This is a genomic window from Streptomyces novaecaesareae (assembly GCF_000716875.1).
Lineage (GTDB): Bacteria > Actinomycetota > Actinomycetes > Streptomycetales > Streptomycetaceae > Kitasatospora > Kitasatospora novaecaesareae.
Genome location: NZ_JNWQ01000061.1, coordinates 1 through 15,709, shown reverse-complemented (window position 1 = coordinate 15,709; position 15,709 = coordinate 1). Strand labels below are relative to the sequence as shown.

Genomic DNA, 15,709 nt, shown 5'->3' with positions numbered 1-15,709 from the left:
TTCGGCGACGTCCTCGGGGCGTTCCGCACACTCCATTGACATGCATTTCAGTTGAGATAGATTCCCTCGCATCAGCTGAGATGAATGGCCCCCGTCCTTCGTCCCGGTTGTGTCCGCGTTCCACCGACAGAAGGGAAGCACCATGCACGAGAGCGCCTGGGTCAAGCCGGAGATCGCCCCGGTCGACTTCGACGCCGAGATGGGCTGCGCCTGCGCCTGTGGCGCCCTGGCCGGTTCCGGCAGCGGCCAGTCCGACTCCTGACGGTCGGCCGGCCGCGGCCGGCCGAGACCTGAACGCCGGGGTCCGCCGCCGGCTGCTCCGCCATCAGAACACCAGGTGGTGCCCGGGGCTCCTGCTCGGGCACCACCCCTCACTCACTGGCGAGGTCAAGGATGAAGCTGCTGGACCTGTGGGACGACCTCCTCGTCCCCGACGACCTGGTGTACTTCGCGAACGACGGGGACCGGCTGGTCACCAACCCCGAGCTGGCGGCCTGGTGCATCCTCTCCGAGCCGGAGACCCGGGTCCTCCAAGCGCTGGCCCGTCGCCGGCCCCGGCCCGCGCCGGCCACCGAGGACACCGACGCGGCGGAACGGACCCTGGCCAAGCTGGTGCTCAACTGGCTGGTCTACCTCCCCGGCAGACGGCCCGCGATCCGCGAGCCCGAGCCGCCGCTGACCACCGTGTACTACGCCATCACGGACGGCTGCAACCTGCGCTGCCCCTACTGCTACGCCTCCTCCGAGAAGGCCCTGCCCGGGGAGCTCGACACCGCCGAGTCGCTCGACCTGGTCGACCAGATCGCCGACATGAAGGTCGGGCACCTCATCTTCACCGGCGGCGAACCGATGCTGCGCAAGGACCTGTTCCAGATCGCCCGCCATGCGCGGGACCGCGGGCTGGCCGTCAACATGATCACCAACGGGACGGTCATCCGCCGCCCGGAGACCGCCCGGCAGATCGCCGAGCTCTTCAACCTGGTCACCGTCAGCGTCGACGGGGGCACTGCGGAGATGCACGAACGCACCCGCGGGAAGGGCACGTTCGCCCGCACCGCCAACGGACTGCGGCTGCTGAACGAAGCCGGTGTCGTGCCGGTGATCAACCACGTGGTCACCCCGGAGAACGTCGACCTGCTCGACCGGCTCGCCGAGTTCGTCGGCGGCCTCGACATCGCCCGGGTGCGGCTGATGAACCACTCCGACCTCGGCCGGGCCGCGACCGACGGCTACGACTTCGGCTGGGGGGAGTACCAGAAGATCCTCGACTTCATGTGGACCAACCCGCTCACCAAGAACCTGCTGCCGGAGGGCCCGAAGGCGAGCAAGCCCTGCTCGATCAGGGGTAACTGCGGCATGGGCGGCAACGAGATCTACATCAACTCGCTGGGCAACGTGTACCCCTGCAAGCTCGTCACCGAGAAGCAGCACCTGGCCGGCAACGTCCGCCGGAAGCCGCTCGCCGAGATCTTCGCGGCGCCCGTCCTCGCCGACCTGCGGCGCAACAGCGTCTACGCGGGCGAGAACCTCAAGGACTGCCGCCGCTGCTACATCCGGGGCGCCTGCGGCGGCGGCTGCCGCGCGTACCACATGGCGGAGACCGGGGACATCCACCGCAACGGCCGCCACCTCTGCCGGATCCTGCGCCGGTCCATGATCGCCAGCATCTGGGAGTCCACCGGCGTCCCCGGAGCACGGCTGAAGGCCGAGCAGGAAACGATGATGACCCCCCGGCTGGTCCTGGACGACTCCGTCCACCCCGTGCACGACGACTGGAAGACCGCGGGGCGCCGCCTGCTGCCGCTCGCCAACTGAGAGGACCGAGACCGATGCGCTACCGGATCGACCCCGAGGTCGTGTGGACCCGCTCTGACGGCGAGGTGCGGCTCTACTCCGCCCGGATCGGCGAGTTCCAGACCCTCAACAGCACCGCCGCCGAGATCTGGATCCTGCTCTCCGAGGACCGCTCGGCGGAGGACGCCACCGCCGAACTCATCCGGCGGTACGGCGCCACCAGCCCCGCGCAGCAGGCGCTGATCACCCGTGACATCAGCGAGTTCGTGGCCCGGCTGGTCGCGGAGGGTCTGGTCCAGGAGGAGTCCGGTGCGGCACACGCCTGAGGGGCCGTCGGAGGCGGTCGTGCTGCGCGCCGTGCTCGCCGCCGCCGGGAGGGCGAGACTGCGGACCCGCGGCGAGAGCATGCTGCCGGCCATCGCGCCGGGGACGGTCGTCACCGTGGAAGCACTGCCGCTGCCCCGGGTCGTCCCGGGCGACGTGGTCGCCGCCGTCATCGGCGCACGGATCATCGTGCACCGGGTGGTGGCGACCGCCCCGGACGTCCTACTGACCGCGGGCGACAACCTTCCGCTGCTCGACCCCGTCGTGGGACCGGACGGCTACCTGGGCGTGGTGCCCGAGTACCACGCCGCGGTGCCGCCGCGGCAGCCCGCCCTCTCGGCACTCGGGCCACTTCCCCGCGAGCGCGAGCGCGACCACGACCACGACCGAGGGCCGGGCCGCACCCGGCTGCTGATCCCCGGCCCGGTGGCCGGACACCGGTCGACGGACCTGGACGTCCGGCAGTGCGAGCGCCCCGGGCGCCTCGCCGGGCCGGTGATCGGGATCTCCCCCTTCGGCGCCCTGCCGCCCGAGGCGCTGGACACCGTGCTGCGCGCCGCCGGAGGACGCGACCTCACCATCCTGGTGGGCTACTCGTTCGGCTACCCGCAGGCGGCCGACGGCGGACGGCCGCTGCTGCCGCCCGACACCGCCGACCTCCACCTCCGCTTCGGCAGCCCGCTCGACCCGCCCGGCCTGGCCGCCACGCTCGACTTCGCCGCCGACCGCGTCCGCGCCCTGCGGCCCGCCCCGCCTGCCGCCGCCGCCTCGCCGACCGCCGCCGTGCTGGCCGCTGCCGCGGTGACCGCCGCTTCCGCGCTGGCCGCCGCCACCCCGCTGACCGACACCGACGGAGGGTGCCCCCGATGACCGCCGCCGTACAGGCCGAGAACCTCGTCAAGCGGTACGAGGGCATGCAGCGCAACGCCGTCGACGGACTCTCCTTCACCATCGAACCGGGCTCGGTCGTCGGACTCCTCGGGCCGAACGGCGCGGGGAAGACCACGCTCACCAAGCTGCTCTGCGGCGCCGCCGTGCCCACCGCGGGCCGGATCACCGTCTTCGGCGCCGGGCCCTCGGCACACGGCGGGCGGGCCAAGCTCGACATCGGGGTCGTCCACCAGTCCGCGCCCTTCGACATGATGCTGACCGTCCTGGACAACCTGCGGATCGCCGCCGTCCTCAAGGGCGTTCGCTGGCGCAACGCCCGACCGGCCTGCTATGAACTGCTCGACGCCCTCGGCCTCAAGGACGCGCTCTCCCAACTGGTCTTCACCCTCTCCGGCGGAGAGAAGCGCCGGCTCCAGGTCGTCCGGGCCCTGCTCGGCCGGCCCCGGCTGCTGCTGCTCGACGAACCCTCCGCCGGACTGGACGTCAGCGGCCGCCGCCGGATCTGGGAACTGCTGCGCGAACTGCGGGAGCAGGACGGCACGACCGTGCTGTGGACCAGCCACTACGTCGAGGAACTGGAGCGCAACTGCGCCCGGGTGCTGATCGTCGACCGTGGCCGACTGCTGGAGCACGGCTCACCGGCGGACCTCGCCGAGCGCTTCGGCAACCAGACGGCCCTGGTGCGGCCCGTCGACCCGGAGGACTCGGCGCGCCTGGCCGGCCTGGCCGAGCAGGCCGGACTCAGCGCCGTAGCCGCGGACGGCGCGGTGCGGATCACCGGGCGCGGGGTCCGCGACCTGCTGCCGGGCGTCATGGCCCGGCTCGGTTCCCCGGAGGGCCGGAGCGCCCCGGTGGAGTTCCGCACACCGTCGCTGGAAGACGCCTTCCTGGAGCTCGTGGAGAACCGCCGTGACCGTTGAGACCACCTCGACCACCTCGACCACCAAGACCCCTGGGGCCACCGAGACCACCGAGACCACCGAGACCTCTGACACCGCTGCGACCGCCCCGGCCACCGCCGTACCGCGGCAGGCGGAGGCCGGACGGAGGACCTGGCAGCACGACGTCCTCGCCGTGCTGTACCGGGAGTACTGCCTGCTCACGCGCAACCGGACCAACCTGCTCCTCGCCATCACCCCCAGCGCCGTCTACCTGCTGCTGTTCGCCACCTCGCTGTCGCGGCTGATCGGCGACGTCCGGTACCAGGGGCGGCCCTTCGGCTACGCCGAGTTCACCGTCCCGGCCCTGCTGCTCTCCTCGATGCTCGCCGCGGCGACCACGGCCGGCGCCTCGCTGTTCCAGGAGCGGATGGGGAACATGGACGTCGAGCTGTGGTCGTACCCGCTGAGGCGCGGCAGCTACATCACGGCCAAACTCACGGCCGGAGCCGCGCTCGTCCTGGCCCAGACCCTGGCGGCGCTGGCCCTGGCCGGTGTCCTGTTCTCCTTCCGCTGGCCGGCCGACCACTGGGCGGCGCTGCTGCTGGCGACCGTGCTGGCCTCGGTCGCCTTCAACGGCCTCTACCTCCTGCTCGCGACGGCCTTCAAGGACTTCCAGCGGTTCACGGTCACCATCAACGTCCTGGCGCCCGTCCTGCTCTTCGCTGCCCCGTCCTTCTACCCGGTGGAACAGATGGCCCCGCTGCTGCGGTGGCTGTCCTGGGCCGACCCCGTCACCTACGGCATCCGCTGCCTGCGTGACGCGGCCCTGTTCGGGTTCGGGACGGCCTGGCCGTGGATGCTGGTGCTGGCCGGCATCGCGGTGGCCACCGGCGTGCTGATCACCCGCTCGATGGTGCGGCAGGCCCGCCGCCTCTGACTCCTGCACCCGGGGGCCGCTGTATCGCAGGTGTGACGGGCCCTGCGGCGCCATGTGACGATCCATCAGGAGCGGGCGCTGCAGCGCAGGAACAGCAGCGCCGCCGCCGCGAGGCCCGCGCCGAGCCCGTACACCACGGCCGCACCGGATGCGAGGGTGGCGCCGCCGAGCACCGTCCCGAGCCCGATCCCGGCGTAGATGGCCGAGGAGTTGAGCGAGACGAGCAGGGGCGCCTCCTGCGGCGCGAGCCCGATCAGCCGGTGCTGCTGCGGCGGCGTCTGGCACCAGCTGGCGGCGCCCCAGAGCAGCACCAGCAGTCCGACCGGCGGCACCGCCGAGGCCCCGGCTGCGGCCAGCCAGGCCAGCAGGCCGAGCGCGGCCGTCATGGTGCCGTACCCGACGGTCAGGACCGTGACGGAGCCCCAGCGGTCGGTGGCCCACCCCGCGGCGAGGTTGCCGACCACCGCCCCGGCGCCGTACAGGAGGAGCATCCAGAGCACCGAGCCGCCGGACACCCCGACGGCCTCCAGCACCGGCACGCTGTACGCGTACGCCGTGTAACTCGCGCCCATGCCCAGGACGGTGAGCGGCAGGACGGTGAGCACGGCCGGTCGCCGCAGGACGGCGAGCCTGGTGCGCAGCGGCACCCGGGCGTTCCCCGGCAGCCGCGGCATGACGGCGCGCAGCACGGCGGCCACCACCAGGCACAGCCCGGCGACCAGCCCCAGGGCGGTGCGCCAGCCGAACCAGTGCTCGGCGGCGTTCCCGAGCGGCACGCCGATCGCGGTGGCGACGGTCAGTCCGCCGATCACCACCGCGAGGGCGCGGGCCCGCAGTTCGGGGCGGACGAGGGCGGCGCTGACGGCTCCCGCGTTGGGCGTGTAGGCGGCGGCGCCGGCTGCGGCGAGGACGCGGGTGGCGAGCAGGGCGGCGGTGGTCGGGGCGAGTGCCGAGCCGAGGTTGGCCAGGCCGAGTGCGGTGAGCGCCGCGATGAGCAGGGTGCGTCGGGGCAGGCGCGCCAGCAGGGTCGCCAGGAGCGGGGACAGGACGGCGTAGGCGGCGGCGAAGACGGTGACCGACTGGCCCGCCGTGGCGGGCGAGACGTGCAGGTCCTCGGCCATGGAGGGCAGGAAGCCGGCCACCACGCAGGCGTCCGTTCCGACGGCGAAGGTGCCCAGGGCCAGGACGAGGGTGGCGGACAGCCCGCCGGTGGTGCGGGGCGGGGCCTTCGAAATCAGGACATCGGACATCCAGGTTCACCTCACAGGTCGACACGTGGTGTGCGGGGCCGCGAAAGCAGTCCGCAGAAAGTCAAGGGGGGAGGGCTCAGCCCGTCAGTCGCGCGTAGTGCCGGCGGGTGCGCTCGGCCGCACCGGCGGGCGCCGCGGCCATCAGGTCGGCCACCGTCTGCCCGGCGAGTTCACGCCGCCAGGCGAGTTCGGCCCTGCGCATCGCCGTCGACACGCCGCAGGGCCGCCGGAAGTCGTCCCCGGCGGCGGCAGCCCCTTCCGTGCGCTGCCGGATCTCGGTGCAGCGGAAGAGGTCGTCGGTGCCCTCGATGGCGGCGACCACGTCCATCAGGGTGATCGACTCCGGTGGGCGGCCCAGCCGGAATCCGCCGCGGGCGCCCGGCGTGGAGCCGAGGATGCCGGCCCGGACGAGTGCCTGGAGGCGCTTGGTCAGGTAGGCGGGCGGGAGGTCGAACCAGGCGGCCAGCCGTCCTGTCGGCACCGGCTGCTCGTCCCCGAGCCACGCCAGTGTGAGGCAGCAGTGCAGGCCCCACTCGACTCCCTCGCCCATGCGCATAACCGGGACACTACACGTCCTGGTTTCGCGGGGGAAGCGAGAACCGGACCTGCGGCCGCCGGGCTGCTCGGCCCGGAACAGTCAGGCCGTGACCGATCGGCCCGGAACAGTCAGGCCGTGACCGATCGGCCCGGAACGGCCGGGCCGCGACCGGTCAGCCCGTGCAGTCCGGGCAGAGCCCCCGGTAGGTGACCTCGGCCTGCGAGACGGTGAACCCGAAGCGCTGCTCCGCCGGGAGGTCGGCGAGCGGGTTGCCGAGGGGGTGGACGTCCCGGATGGCGCCGCAGCCGGTGCAGACCAGGTGCTGGTGCGGGCGGTGCGCGTTGGGGTCGTAGCGCTTCGCGCGCCCGTCGGTGGCGACCTCGATGACCTCGCCGAGGGTGACCAGCTCGCCGAGGGTGTTGTAGACCGTCGCCCGGGAGATCTCCGGGAGGCGTGCGGCCGCCCGGGCGTGCACCTCGTCGGCGGTCAGGTGCACGTGCTCGCCGTCCAGGACCTCGGCCACGACACGCCGCTGGGACGTGAGGCGCCAGCCGCGCCCGCGCAGCCGCTCCAGCAGGTCACTCATATCGGTTCACCTATTCAGGTCAAGGGGAGGACCGGAGTTTACCAATACACATCCTGTGGCATCCGGATCCCGATCGGATATGGGTTTGGTGTCTTTCTTGACTTGGATTGCGTCCATCGTAGGATCGGCTCCGGCGCTAGCCTGGGTAGCAGCAGCACGTGGCTCCCGTTGCTGTAGGACGCAGCAGCAACACGTGGCACGCGGCTCCAGACAGCACCAGCAGGTGCCGAAGGTAGCTAGAGAAGACACCGTGATCCGCCTTGTGAGGGAAGGATTCCCATGTCTGACATCCACGATGCAACCGGCGTAGAGGCGAAGGCGGAGGGCTGCCCGGTGAACCACGGGCGTGCGCCGCACCCCACCCAGGGCGGCGGGAACCGCCAGTGGTGGCCGGAACGGCTCAACCTGAAGATCCTTGCCAAGAACCCCGCCGTGGCCAATCCGCTCGGAGCGGACTTCGACTACGCGGCGGCCTTCAACGCGCTCGACCTCCCCGCCGTCAAGCGGGACATCCAGGAGGTCCTCACCAGCTCCCAGGACTGGTGGCCGGCCGACTACGGCAACTACGGCCCGTTCATGATCCGGATGGCCTGGCACAGCGCCGGCACCTACCGGATCAGCGACGGCCGCGGCGGCGCCGGCGGCGGCCAGCAGCGCTTCGCCCCGCTGAACAGCTGGCCCGACAACGCCAGCCTGGACAAGGCCCGCCGCCTGCTGTGGCCGGTGAAGAAGAAGTACGGTCGCAGCCTGTCCTGGGCCGACCTGATCATCCTGACCGGCAACGTCGCCCTGGAGGGCATGGGCTTCCGCACCTTCGGGTTCGGCGGCGGCCGGGTCGACGAGTGGGAGCCGGACGAGGACGTCTACTGGGGCCCGGAGACCACCTGGCTGGGCGACGAGCGCTACACCGGCGACCGCGAGCTGGAGAACCCGCTGGCCGCCGTCCAGATGGGCCTCATCTACGTCAACCCCGAGGGCCCCAACGGCAACCCGGACCCGATCGCCGCCGCCCGCGACATCCGCGAGACCTTCTACCGGATGGCGATGAACGACGAGGAGACCGTCGCGCTGATCGCCGGCGGCCACACCTTCGGCAAGACCCACGGCGCCGGCCCGGCCGACAACGTCGGCGCGGACCCGGAGGCCGCCCCGATCGAGCAGCAGGGCCTCGGCTGGAAGAGCACCCTCGGCACCGGCGTCGGCGCCGACGCGATCACCAGCGGCCTGGAGGGCGCCTGGACGCCCACCCCGATCACCTGGGACAACAGCTTCTTCGAGACCCTGTTCGGCTACGAGTGGGAGCTCACCAAGAGCCCGGCCGGCGCCCACCAGTGGAAGCCGAAGGACGGCGCCGGCGAGGGCACCGTCCCGGACGCCCACGACCCGAGCAAGCGGCACGTCCCGATCATGCTGACCACCGACCTGTCGCTGCGCCTCGACCCGGTCTACGAGCCGATCTCCCGGCGCTTCCTGGAGAACCCGGACCAGTTCGCGGACGCCTTCGCCCGCGCCTGGTACAAGCTGACCCACCGCGACATGGGCCCGGTCGTCCGCTACCTCGGCCCCGAGGTCCCGGGCGAGCACCTGCTCTGGCAGGACCCGCTGCCGCAGGCCTCGTACCGGCAGGTCGAGGCGGCCGACGTCGCCGACCTCAAGCGGCGGATCAACGCCACCGGCCTGTCGGTGACCGAACTGGTCTCCACCGCCTGGGCGGCGGCCTCCTCCTTCCGCTCCAGCGACAAGCGCGGCGGCGCCAACGGCGCCCGGATCCGGCTGCAGCCGCAGATCGGCTGGGAGGTCAACGAGCCCGACCGGCTGGCCTCGGTGCTGCGCACCCTGGAGGGCGTGCGGAACGACTTCAACGCGCAGGCCGACGGCAAGCAGGTCTCGCTGGCCGACCTGGTGGTGCTGGCCGGCGGCGTCGGCGTCGAGCAGGCGGCCAAGGCGGCCGGCCTCGCCGTCGAGGTGCCGTTCGCGCCCGGGCGGGTGGACGCGTCGCAGGAGCAGACCGACACCGAGTCCTTCGCCGCGCTGGAGCCGAAGGCCGACGGCTTCCGCAACTGGGTCGGCAAGGGCAACCGGCTGCCCGCCGAGTACCTGCTGCTCGACAAGGCGAACCTGCTGGGCCTGAGCGCCCCCGAGCTGACCGTCCTGGTCGGCGGCCTGCGCGTGCTCGGCGCCAACCACGGCGGGTCCGCGCATGGCGTGCTCACCTCGACCCCCGGCGTGCTGACGAACGACTTCTTCGTCAACCTGCTGGACCTGGACACCCGTTGGGCGCCCACCTCGGAGGACTCGCACACCTTCGAGGCGCGGGACGCCTCCGGCAAGGTCACCTGGACCGGCACCCGGGCCGACCTGGTCTTCGGCTCGAACGCCGAACTGCGGGCCGTCGCCGAGGTGTACGCGAGCGACGACGCCAAGGAGAAGTTCGTGACGGACTTCGTCGCGGCCTGGACCAAGGTCATGAACGCGGACCGCTTCGACCTGGTCTGATTCGACCTGGTCCGATCCTCGCGAGCCGGTGAGGGCGGGAGCCTGGGGGTTTCGACCCCCGGGCTCCCGCGCGCCGTTACGGCACCTCGGGCGTTTACGGCGCCTCGGGCGCGGCGCCCACGCTGACCAGCCCCGTCTCGTACGCCGCGACCACCACCTGGGCCCGGTCCCGCAGGCCCAGCTTGCCGAGGATCCGGGCCACGTGCGTCTTCACCGTCGCCTCGGACAGCTGCAGCCGGGCGGCGAGCTCGGCGTTGCTGAGGCCGCGGGCGAGCAGCGCCATCACCTCCAGTTCGCGCGGGGTGAGCGTGCCCAACTCCCGGTGCGGGGTGGCGGTTTCCCGGGCCTGCGGACGCGCGAAGCGCTCGACCAGGCGGCGGGTGATCGCGGGGGCGAGCAGCGCGTCCCCGGTGCGGACCAGCCGGACGGCCGCCGCCAGGTGCTCCGGGGTGACGTCCTTGAGCAGGAAGCCGCTCGCCCCGGCGGCCACCGCCGCGTAGACGTAGTGGTCGAGGTCGAAGGTGGTCAGCATGATGATCCGCGGCGGTTCCTCCCCGGGGTCGGCGAGGATCCGGCGGGTGGCCTCCAGCCCGTCCAGCCCGGGCATCCGGATGTCCATCAGGACGACGTCCGGCCGGCACCGGCGGACGGCGGAGACGGCCTGCTCGCCGTCCTCCGCCTCGGCGACCACCTCGATCCCCTCCGACTCCAGGATCAGCCGGAACCCGGTGCGGACCAGGGCCTGGTCGTCGGCGACCACCACACGCAAGGGCAGCGCTTCCATCAACTCTCCAGCGGTATCAGGGCCGTGACGCGGTAGCCGCCGCGCGGCCGGGGGCCGGTGTGCAGGGTGCCGCCGTAGACGGCCAGGCGTTCGCGCAGGCCCAGCAGGCCGCGTCCGTTGCCGGTGGCGGCGGCGCCGGTGGGGCGGCCGCCGGTGTCGGTGACGTCCACTTTCAGCCGGTCGGGGGCGTACTCGACGGTGACGGCGGCAGCGGCGCCGCCCGCGTGCTTGACGGTGTTGGTGAGGGCCTCCTGGACGACCCGGTAGGCGGCCAGTTCGACCCCGGGCGGCACGGCGCGGTGCTCGCCGCGGACGGTCAGCTCCACCGGCAGCCCGGCCCGCCGCACGCCCTCCACCAGCGCGTCCAGGCGGCCCAGGCCCGGCTGGGGGCTGAGGTCGGCGTCCGCGGCCGGGTCGTCTCCGCTCCCCGAGTCGATCGTCAACAGGCCCATCACGTGCCGCAGTTCGGTCATCGCCGCGCGCCCGCCGGACTCCACCGCGGCCATCGCCTCGCGGGCCCGGTCCGGGGCGGTGTCCAGGATCTTGCGGGCGGCCCCGGCCTGGATCGTCATCATGCTCACGTTGTGCGTCACCACGTCGTGCAACTCCCGGGCGATCCGGGCCCGTTCGAGCTCCACCGCGCGCTGCAGCGCGGCCAGCTGCGCGCGCTCCAGGGCGGACAGCCGCGCACGCCCCTCCTCCACCCGGCGGCGCCACATCCGCAGCTCGTAGGCGACCGCGAACACCGGCACCAGGACGAGTACGGCGATCACGCCGTTGGGGAAGTGCGGCAGCTTGGCCTCGGCGAACAGCGCCACCAGCGCGGCGGTCGCGGCCGGCAGGCCCAGCAGGAGGGAGGCCGGGCGGCGCCCGTACGCGGCGGCGCTGTAGGCGGCGACGATCACGGCGACGCCCGCCGAGTACGCGATGTCCTGCGACTGGTGCCGGACCAGCAGCGCGGCCGGCAGCACCGCCCACAGCACCGCCAGCGGGAAGCGGCGGCGCAGCACCAGCGGCAGCGGCACGAGCGGCACCAGTAACAACAGCCAGGACGGGGACGTCCCGGCGGGGTGGTCCGCGATGGCGGCGTAGCGGCCGGAGGTGAGGGCGAGGGAGAGGGCCAGGGCGACGTCGAAGGCCTGGCCGCGCCGGGTCGGCCGGGGCGGTGGCGCGGCGCCCGGGCCGTCGGGCGGTCGGACCGCCGCGCGCAACCGTTGCACCGTCGGGTGGTTGATCACCGGGACATTCTGGCGGTCGGCCGCGCTCCGGCACAGTCCGGTGGACGGTGGTCGGGGTCCGGCGGCCGGGGGTCAGGACTCCTCGGGGTCCTTGGCGTGCTCGGCCTTCTCCTCCGCCGCCCGGACCTGCTCGGTGAAGGCGTGCGCGTCGATCCGCTCGACCGTTGCCGCGTGCCGGGCGGCCAGCTCGTCGGCCGGGCCGGGCGAGGCCTCCCGCACCTCCAGGACGATCAGCGCGCCGCCGTCCGGCACCCGGGTGGAGAGCACGATCAGCCCGGCACCGGCCTCCGATGCCAGGCGCTCCTCCGCCGCGTTGCCGAGCGCCGCACCCGCCGCGAAGCCCAGCAGCACGCCGACCGGCCCGCCGAGCAGCCCCACCAGCCCGCCCAGCAGCCCCGAGCCGACGGTGGCCACGCCCGCGCCCCGGGTGAAGGTGTCCCTGACCTCCAGCAGGCCGTCGGTGCTGCGCTCCAGCGCGGCCGCCACCCGCAGGCCGGGCAGGTGCTGCGCCTCGTCGAAGGCCGGGCGCCAGCCGGCGGCGTCCGGGAAGGTCAGCAGGACGACGTTGTGCTGCTCGCTCATCGCACTCCGATCGGGCCGGGGCCGGCGGTGGCCGGGTTTCCATCGTGACCCTGGGTGCAGGGCGCTGCCACAGGAGCGAGGCGTCGGAATCGAACATCGAGGACCTCCCCGATGATCGACCGCCACCAACTCGCCGTCCCCGACACGGAATCGCCCGGATCGAGTGAGACCCGCCGGGACACGCCGGACACCCCCGCGGACCGCTGCCAGGATCGGGGTCCGCACCGGCAGACCGCCCCTCGCAGAGTGCCCACCGGCACCCCTGCCGACCCACCACGCCCACCCGGCGACGAGGGCTGCCCGCGTACGGATCCGCCGCGGCCGTCGGCCGCACCACCAGGGAACAGGGAGCACTGTGTCCGAGCAGATCGCGAAGCCCGAGAAACCCGAGACCGCCGTGGAGGAGCACCACGGCACGGAGCACGACAGCGCCGAGCAGGACAGCGCCGAGCACGACAGCGCGGAGCACGACGAGGAGCTGCGCCTGCGCTTCCCCGGCGACCGCCGCGCCCAGGCCGGCGCGTCGATGTCGGCGGGCGCCATGCTGCGCCGCCTGCCGCACCTGGTGCGCCGGGCGATGACGCTGGCCTGGGCGGCGGACCGGACGTCCACCGCGCTGCTGCTGGTCTGCCAGGCGCTGGCGGGCGTGTTCGGGGCGCTCGCGCTGTACGCCACCACCGGCACGCTGAACGCGCTGCTCGTCCCCGGCCCGGTGACCGGCCACCTGCGCACCGCCGCGCCCTCGCTGCTCCTGCTCACCGTCTCGGCCGCCCTGCGCGCCGTGCTGGGCATCGCCGTGGTGAGCCTGTCCGGGCGGGTGTCGCCGCGGATCACCAGGGAGGCGGAGCTGGCGCTGATCGCCGCCGGCTGCGCCGCCGAGCTGAAGGCGTACGACGAGCCCGCGTACAACGAGCAGTGGGAGGCCGCCGACCGGGGCGCCTCGACCACGCCCGACCTGCTCTCCAACGCCCAGGACGTGATCGCCTCCACCGTCTCGCTGGCCGCCGCCGCGGGCGTGCTGGCGACGCTGCACCCCTGGCTGGTGCCGCTGCTGCTGCTCGGCTCGGTGCCGACCGCGGTGGCCGCCGTCCGCACCGCCCGGATCCACTACCTCGCGGCGGTGACCACCAACGAGGACCGCGGGGCGCTGCGCGTGTACCGGTGGTTCCTGATCGACAAGACCCGTGCCGACCAGGTCCGTTCGGACCAGGTCACGCCCTTCCTGATGGCCAAGTACCGCCGCGCCGAGGCCAAGATCGTGGCCGCCACCGACCGGGCGACCCGGGAGGCGGCGAAGGTGTCGCTGCTGGCCGCGCTCGGCACCGGCGCCGGCAGCGCCCTGATCTGGGGCACCCTGCTCTACCTGGTGGCGAGCGGCCGGATCGACCTCGCCGCGGCCGGCACCGCCACCTTCGCGCTGCGCACCGCCTCCTCCGGCCTGCAGGGCCTGGTCGGCAACGGCGCCCGGCTGTACCGGATGGGCCTGTACCTGGACGACTACTTCACCTTCCTCGACGAGGCCGGCGGCCACCGGATCAGCCGCGGCCACCGGGTGCCCGCCGCCCCGCGGCTGGTCGAGGTGACCGACCTGGGCCACGCCTACCCCGGCGAGCAGCAGGAGCCGGCCCTGCGCGGGGTCAGCATGACCCTGCGGGAGGGGGAGGTGGTGGCCGTGATCGGGCAGAACGGCAGCGGCAAGTCGACCCTGCTCAAGCTGCTCTCCGGCCTCTACCTGCCGCAGACCGGCCGGATCACCTGGGACGGCGTGCCAGTGGAGGAACTGGACGCCGAGGGCATGTGGTCCCGGGTCGCCCGGGTGCCGCAGGAGTTCGCCCGCTGGCCGCTCGGCGCCGCCGAGAACATCCACCTGGGCCACCTCACCGACCAGGTGATGGCCGACGTCGAGCGGGCGGCCGCCCGGACCGGCTTCGACGAGATCGTGGACCGGCTGCGCTCCGGCTGGCGCACCCTGCTCGCCCAGGGCTGGTGGGGCGGCGCCGAACTCTCCGGCGGCGGCTGGCAGCGCGCGGCCGTCGCCCGGGCGCTGTACCGCACGGCGCGCTGCCCGGGCCTGCTGATCCTGGACGAGCCGACCTCCGACCTCGACCCGCGCGCCGAGCACCGCATCCTGCACGCCCTGCGCGCCCTCGCGCCGGGGCGCATCACCCTCCTGGTCACCCACAACATCGCCAACGCGGCTTCTCTGGGGGTTCGGCCTGTCGCGGTAGCGGGATGCTCAGGTTGATGCAGCTCAGCGCCAGTGCGCTCGAGCTTATCCATCGCAACAGGTGTAGTGCTATCGCCGGATCGGGTGAGTTTGTGCGAGGGGGAACGGACCGGGGCACCCTCGCTCCGGCACCCTGCCGGAAAGGTCGATCAAGGGCTGTGAGAGGTTGGCGCCCATGTTGCTCACCTTCGGCCCGGACAGGCAGACCCGTACGTTCACCTGCGAGTGTTGCGAGGCACCCATCGAACGATCCTGGAACATGGTCCACGCTGACGGTGCGCCTTACGCGCTGTACTACGCCAACTGCTACCACCACCGCGACCGGGATCACGACGCTTGGATCGATGTGGTCTTCGGTACGTGGGGCCAAGGTGCCGAGGCCATGACTGATCATGTTTCCTTCGGCTGCCGCGTCGGCCCGGTCCTGGGGCAGACTGAGCCTGCTGCCACCCTCGTAGATGCGGGAACGATCTACCCGGATGGGCCGCTCTTCGGCCGCAAGCTCGACCGGGCGGCGGGCCTCGTGCATCCGCAGCTGCGCGACTTCTGGGCCGTGGTGGACTACGTCCTGGCGAACGATCCCCTGGTCAATCGCCACCTTTACAGCTGAGGCGCGAGACGGCGAAGTCGTTGGAGTACCCGCGTCTGTTGGCCCTCTTTGTCGGCGCTGGTGAGTAGGGTGCGACCGGAATGTGGGCTTTCGCTGTGGGGAGGATCTTTGGGAGCCAAGACTGGTCTGCTCGTGTATGCCGACGGAGAGGTGCCACGCCTGTTGAAGCAGGTCGGTCCGGCGGACCTGGAGCAGACGATCGCCATGGTGCGGCGCCTGTACCCGGGCTGGGCAATCGAAGAGGCCGCCGGCTTGAACTTGTGGGACGGGGTTTACCCTCCGGACGGCCGGGCTTATGCGGGGAGTTGGCCGGGAGTGGAGCTGGTCTGCGATCGACGTGTGATGATCGATCTCCCGTCCCAGCTCCCGGATGAGCTTGTGGCGGCAAGCGCAGGCCGGCGGATGGTTCTGCACGCCATGCACAGCGTGGTCGGCTGGCTGGCATTCGGCGTGTGGGAGGACGGGCGTCTCATTGAAGTTCCCCCACTGAGCTGGACAGCCTGATACTGGGACGGATGGTCCCGGAGGAAGCAGTCCAGGTAGTGAGTGGCAAGAGCAACATGAGCAAGCG

The 15,709-nt window shown here is 72.7% G+C and carries 16 protein-coding genes; 10 read left to right on the top strand and 6 right to left on the bottom strand.

Annotation, left to right across the window (positions count from 1 at the left end):
• Window positions 1–142 precede the first annotated feature (142 nt).
• From stsA to OP86_RS22365, 6 genes are all read left to right on the top strand, one after another.
• Window positions 143–262, top strand: coding sequence for a StsA family sactipeptide RiPP (gene stsA, locus OP86_RS39050; protein WP_324604109.1), 120 nt, complete (start codon window positions 143–145; stop codon window positions 260–262).
• A gap of 131 nt (window positions 263–393) precedes the next feature.
• Complete coding sequence (gene stsB, locus OP86_RS22385; protein ID WP_030060271.1) at window positions 394–1,815, top strand: StsB family radical SAM/SPASM domain sactipeptide maturase; 1,422 nt, start codon at window positions 394–396, stop codon at window positions 1,813–1,815.
• Window positions 1,816–1,829: 14 nt separating this feature from the next.
• Window positions 1,830–2,120 (top strand): PqqD family protein, encoded by a 291-nt coding sequence (locus OP86_RS22380; RefSeq protein ID WP_030060270.1) that lies wholly within the window; start codon window positions 1,830–1,832, stop codon window positions 2,118–2,120.
• Complete coding sequence (locus tag OP86_RS22375) at window positions 2,104–2,988, top strand: S24/S26 family peptidase (RefSeq protein ID WP_030260273.1); 885 nt, start codon at window positions 2,104–2,106, stop codon at window positions 2,986–2,988. The genes OP86_RS22380 and OP86_RS22375 overlap by 17 nt, the downstream gene beginning before the upstream one ends.
• Window positions 2,985–3,929, top strand: a complete 945-nt coding sequence (locus tag OP86_RS22370) for an ABC transporter ATP-binding protein (protein ID WP_030060267.1) — start codon at window positions 2,985–2,987, stop codon at window positions 3,927–3,929. The genes OP86_RS22375 and OP86_RS22370 overlap by 4 nt, the downstream gene beginning before the upstream one ends.
• Complete coding sequence (locus tag OP86_RS22365) at window positions 3,919–4,827, top strand: ABC transporter permease (RefSeq protein ID WP_234435082.1); 909 nt, start codon at window positions 3,919–3,921, stop codon at window positions 4,825–4,827. The genes OP86_RS22370 and OP86_RS22365 overlap by 11 nt, the downstream gene beginning before the upstream one ends.
• A gap of 65 nt (window positions 4,828–4,892) precedes the next feature.
• Here OP86_RS22365 and OP86_RS22360 read toward each other — a convergent pair whose 3' ends face one another.
• The 3 genes from OP86_RS22360 to OP86_RS22350 all read right to left on the bottom strand — a co-directional run bounded on the left by OP86_RS22360 (window position 4,893) and on the right by OP86_RS22350 (window position 7,201).
• On the bottom strand, window positions 4,893–6,077 hold the full coding sequence (locus OP86_RS22360; protein WP_030060265.1) for an MFS transporter: 1,185 nt from the start codon (window positions 6,075–6,077) through the stop codon (window positions 4,893–4,895).
• 76 nt (window positions 6,078–6,153) lie between these two features.
• Window positions 6,154–6,633 carry an RrF2 family transcriptional regulator gene (locus tag OP86_RS22355; RefSeq protein ID WP_030060264.1) on the bottom strand — a complete coding sequence of 160 codons (480 nt, stop codon included), beginning with the start codon at window positions 6,631–6,633 and terminating at the stop codon, window positions 6,154–6,156.
• A 154-nt stretch (window positions 6,634–6,787) separates the two neighbouring features.
• On the bottom strand, window positions 6,788–7,201 hold the full coding sequence (locus OP86_RS22350; protein ID WP_030060263.1) for a Fur family transcriptional regulator: 414 nt from the start codon (window positions 7,199–7,201) through the stop codon (window positions 6,788–6,790).
• Window positions 7,202–7,480: 279 nt separating this feature from the next.
• Between OP86_RS22350 and katG the strand changes: the two genes are divergently transcribed.
• Window positions 7,481–9,697 carry a catalase/peroxidase HPI gene (gene katG / locus OP86_RS22345; protein ID WP_030260269.1) on the top strand — a complete coding sequence of 739 codons (2,217 nt, stop codon included), beginning with the start codon at window positions 7,481–7,483 and terminating at the stop codon, window positions 9,695–9,697.
• Between the two features lie 94 nt (window positions 9,698–9,791).
• On the opposite strand, the gene OP86_RS22340 is transcribed toward katG, so the two are convergent.
• The 3 genes from OP86_RS22340 to OP86_RS22330 form a co-directional block, all read right to left on the bottom strand.
• Window positions 9,792–10,481 carry a response regulator transcription factor gene (locus OP86_RS22340; RefSeq protein WP_030060260.1) on the bottom strand — a complete coding sequence of 230 codons (690 nt, stop codon included), beginning with the start codon at window positions 10,479–10,481 and terminating at the stop codon, window positions 9,792–9,794.
• On the bottom strand, window positions 10,481–11,719 hold the full coding sequence (locus OP86_RS22335) for a sensor histidine kinase (RefSeq protein ID WP_418952647.1): 1,239 nt from the start codon (window positions 11,717–11,719) through the stop codon (window positions 10,481–10,483). Before OP86_RS22335 ends, OP86_RS22340 begins: the two co-directional genes overlap by 1 nt.
• Window positions 11,720–11,791: 72 nt before the next feature.
• Window positions 11,792–12,301: a hypothetical protein gene (locus tag OP86_RS22330; RefSeq protein WP_051830418.1), complete on the bottom strand. Its 510-nt coding sequence runs from the start codon at window positions 12,299–12,301 to the stop codon at window positions 11,792–11,794.
• Between the two features lie 355 nt (window positions 12,302–12,656).
• On the opposite strand from OP86_RS22330, the gene OP86_RS22325 reads away from it, so the two are divergent.
• The 3 genes from OP86_RS22325 (at window position 12,657) to OP86_RS33020 (ending at window position 15,642) form a co-directional block, all read left to right on the top strand.
• Entirely contained in the window at window positions 12,657–14,546 is a 1,890-nt protein-coding gene (locus OP86_RS22325) for an ATP-binding cassette domain-containing protein (protein WP_051830417.1), read from the top strand.
• Between the two features lie 157 nt (window positions 14,547–14,703).
• A complete protein-coding gene (locus OP86_RS33775; RefSeq protein WP_051830416.1) occupies window positions 14,704–15,138 on the top strand; it encodes a hypothetical protein in 435 nt (144 codons plus the stop codon).
• Between the two features lie 108 nt (window positions 15,139–15,246).
• Window positions 15,247–15,642, top strand: coding sequence for a DUF6928 family protein (locus tag OP86_RS33020; protein ID WP_199815235.1), 396 nt, complete (start codon window positions 15,247–15,249; stop codon window positions 15,640–15,642).
• Window positions 15,643–15,709: the final 67 nt, after the last annotated feature.

Excerpts from the sequence above, each read along its gene's own strand:
- OP86_RS22330 (WP_051830418.1), bottom strand. The coding sequence starts at position 12,301 with ATGAGCGAGCAGCACAACGTCGTCCTGCTGACCTTCCCGGACGCCGCC.
- stsB (WP_030060271.1), top strand. The coding sequence starts at position 394 with ATGAAGCTGCTGGACCTGTGGGACGACCTCCTCGTCCCCGACGACCTG.
- katG (WP_030260269.1), top strand. The coding sequence starts at position 7,481 with ATGTCTGACATCCACGATGCAACCGGCGTAGAGGCGAAGGCGGAGGGC.
- OP86_RS22340 (WP_030060260.1), bottom strand. The coding sequence starts at position 10,481 with ATGGAAGCGCTGCCCTTGCGTGTGGTGGTCGCCGACGACCAGGCCCTG.
- OP86_RS22355 (WP_030060264.1), bottom strand. The coding sequence starts at position 6,633 with ATGCGCATGGGCGAGGGAGTCGAGTGGGGCCTGCACTGCTGCCTCACA.
- OP86_RS22360 (WP_030060265.1), bottom strand. The coding sequence starts at position 6,077 with ATGTCCGATGTCCTGATTTCGAAGGCCCCGCCCCGCACCACCGGCGGG.
- OP86_RS33775 (WP_051830416.1), top strand. The coding sequence starts at position 14,704 with ATGTTGCTCACCTTCGGCCCGGACAGGCAGACCCGTACGTTCACCTGC.
- OP86_RS22350 (WP_030060263.1), bottom strand. The coding sequence starts at position 7,201 with ATGAGTGACCTGCTGGAGCGGCTGCGCGGGCGCGGCTGGCGCCTCACG.
- OP86_RS22370 (WP_030060267.1), top strand. The coding sequence starts at position 2,985 with ATGACCGCCGCCGTACAGGCCGAGAACCTCGTCAAGCGGTACGAGGGC.
- OP86_RS22380 (WP_030060270.1), top strand. The coding sequence starts at position 1,830 with ATGCGCTACCGGATCGACCCCGAGGTCGTGTGGACCCGCTCTGACGGC.
- stsA (WP_324604109.1), top strand. The coding sequence starts at position 143 with ATGCACGAGAGCGCCTGGGTCAAGCCGGAGATCGCCCCGGTCGACTTC.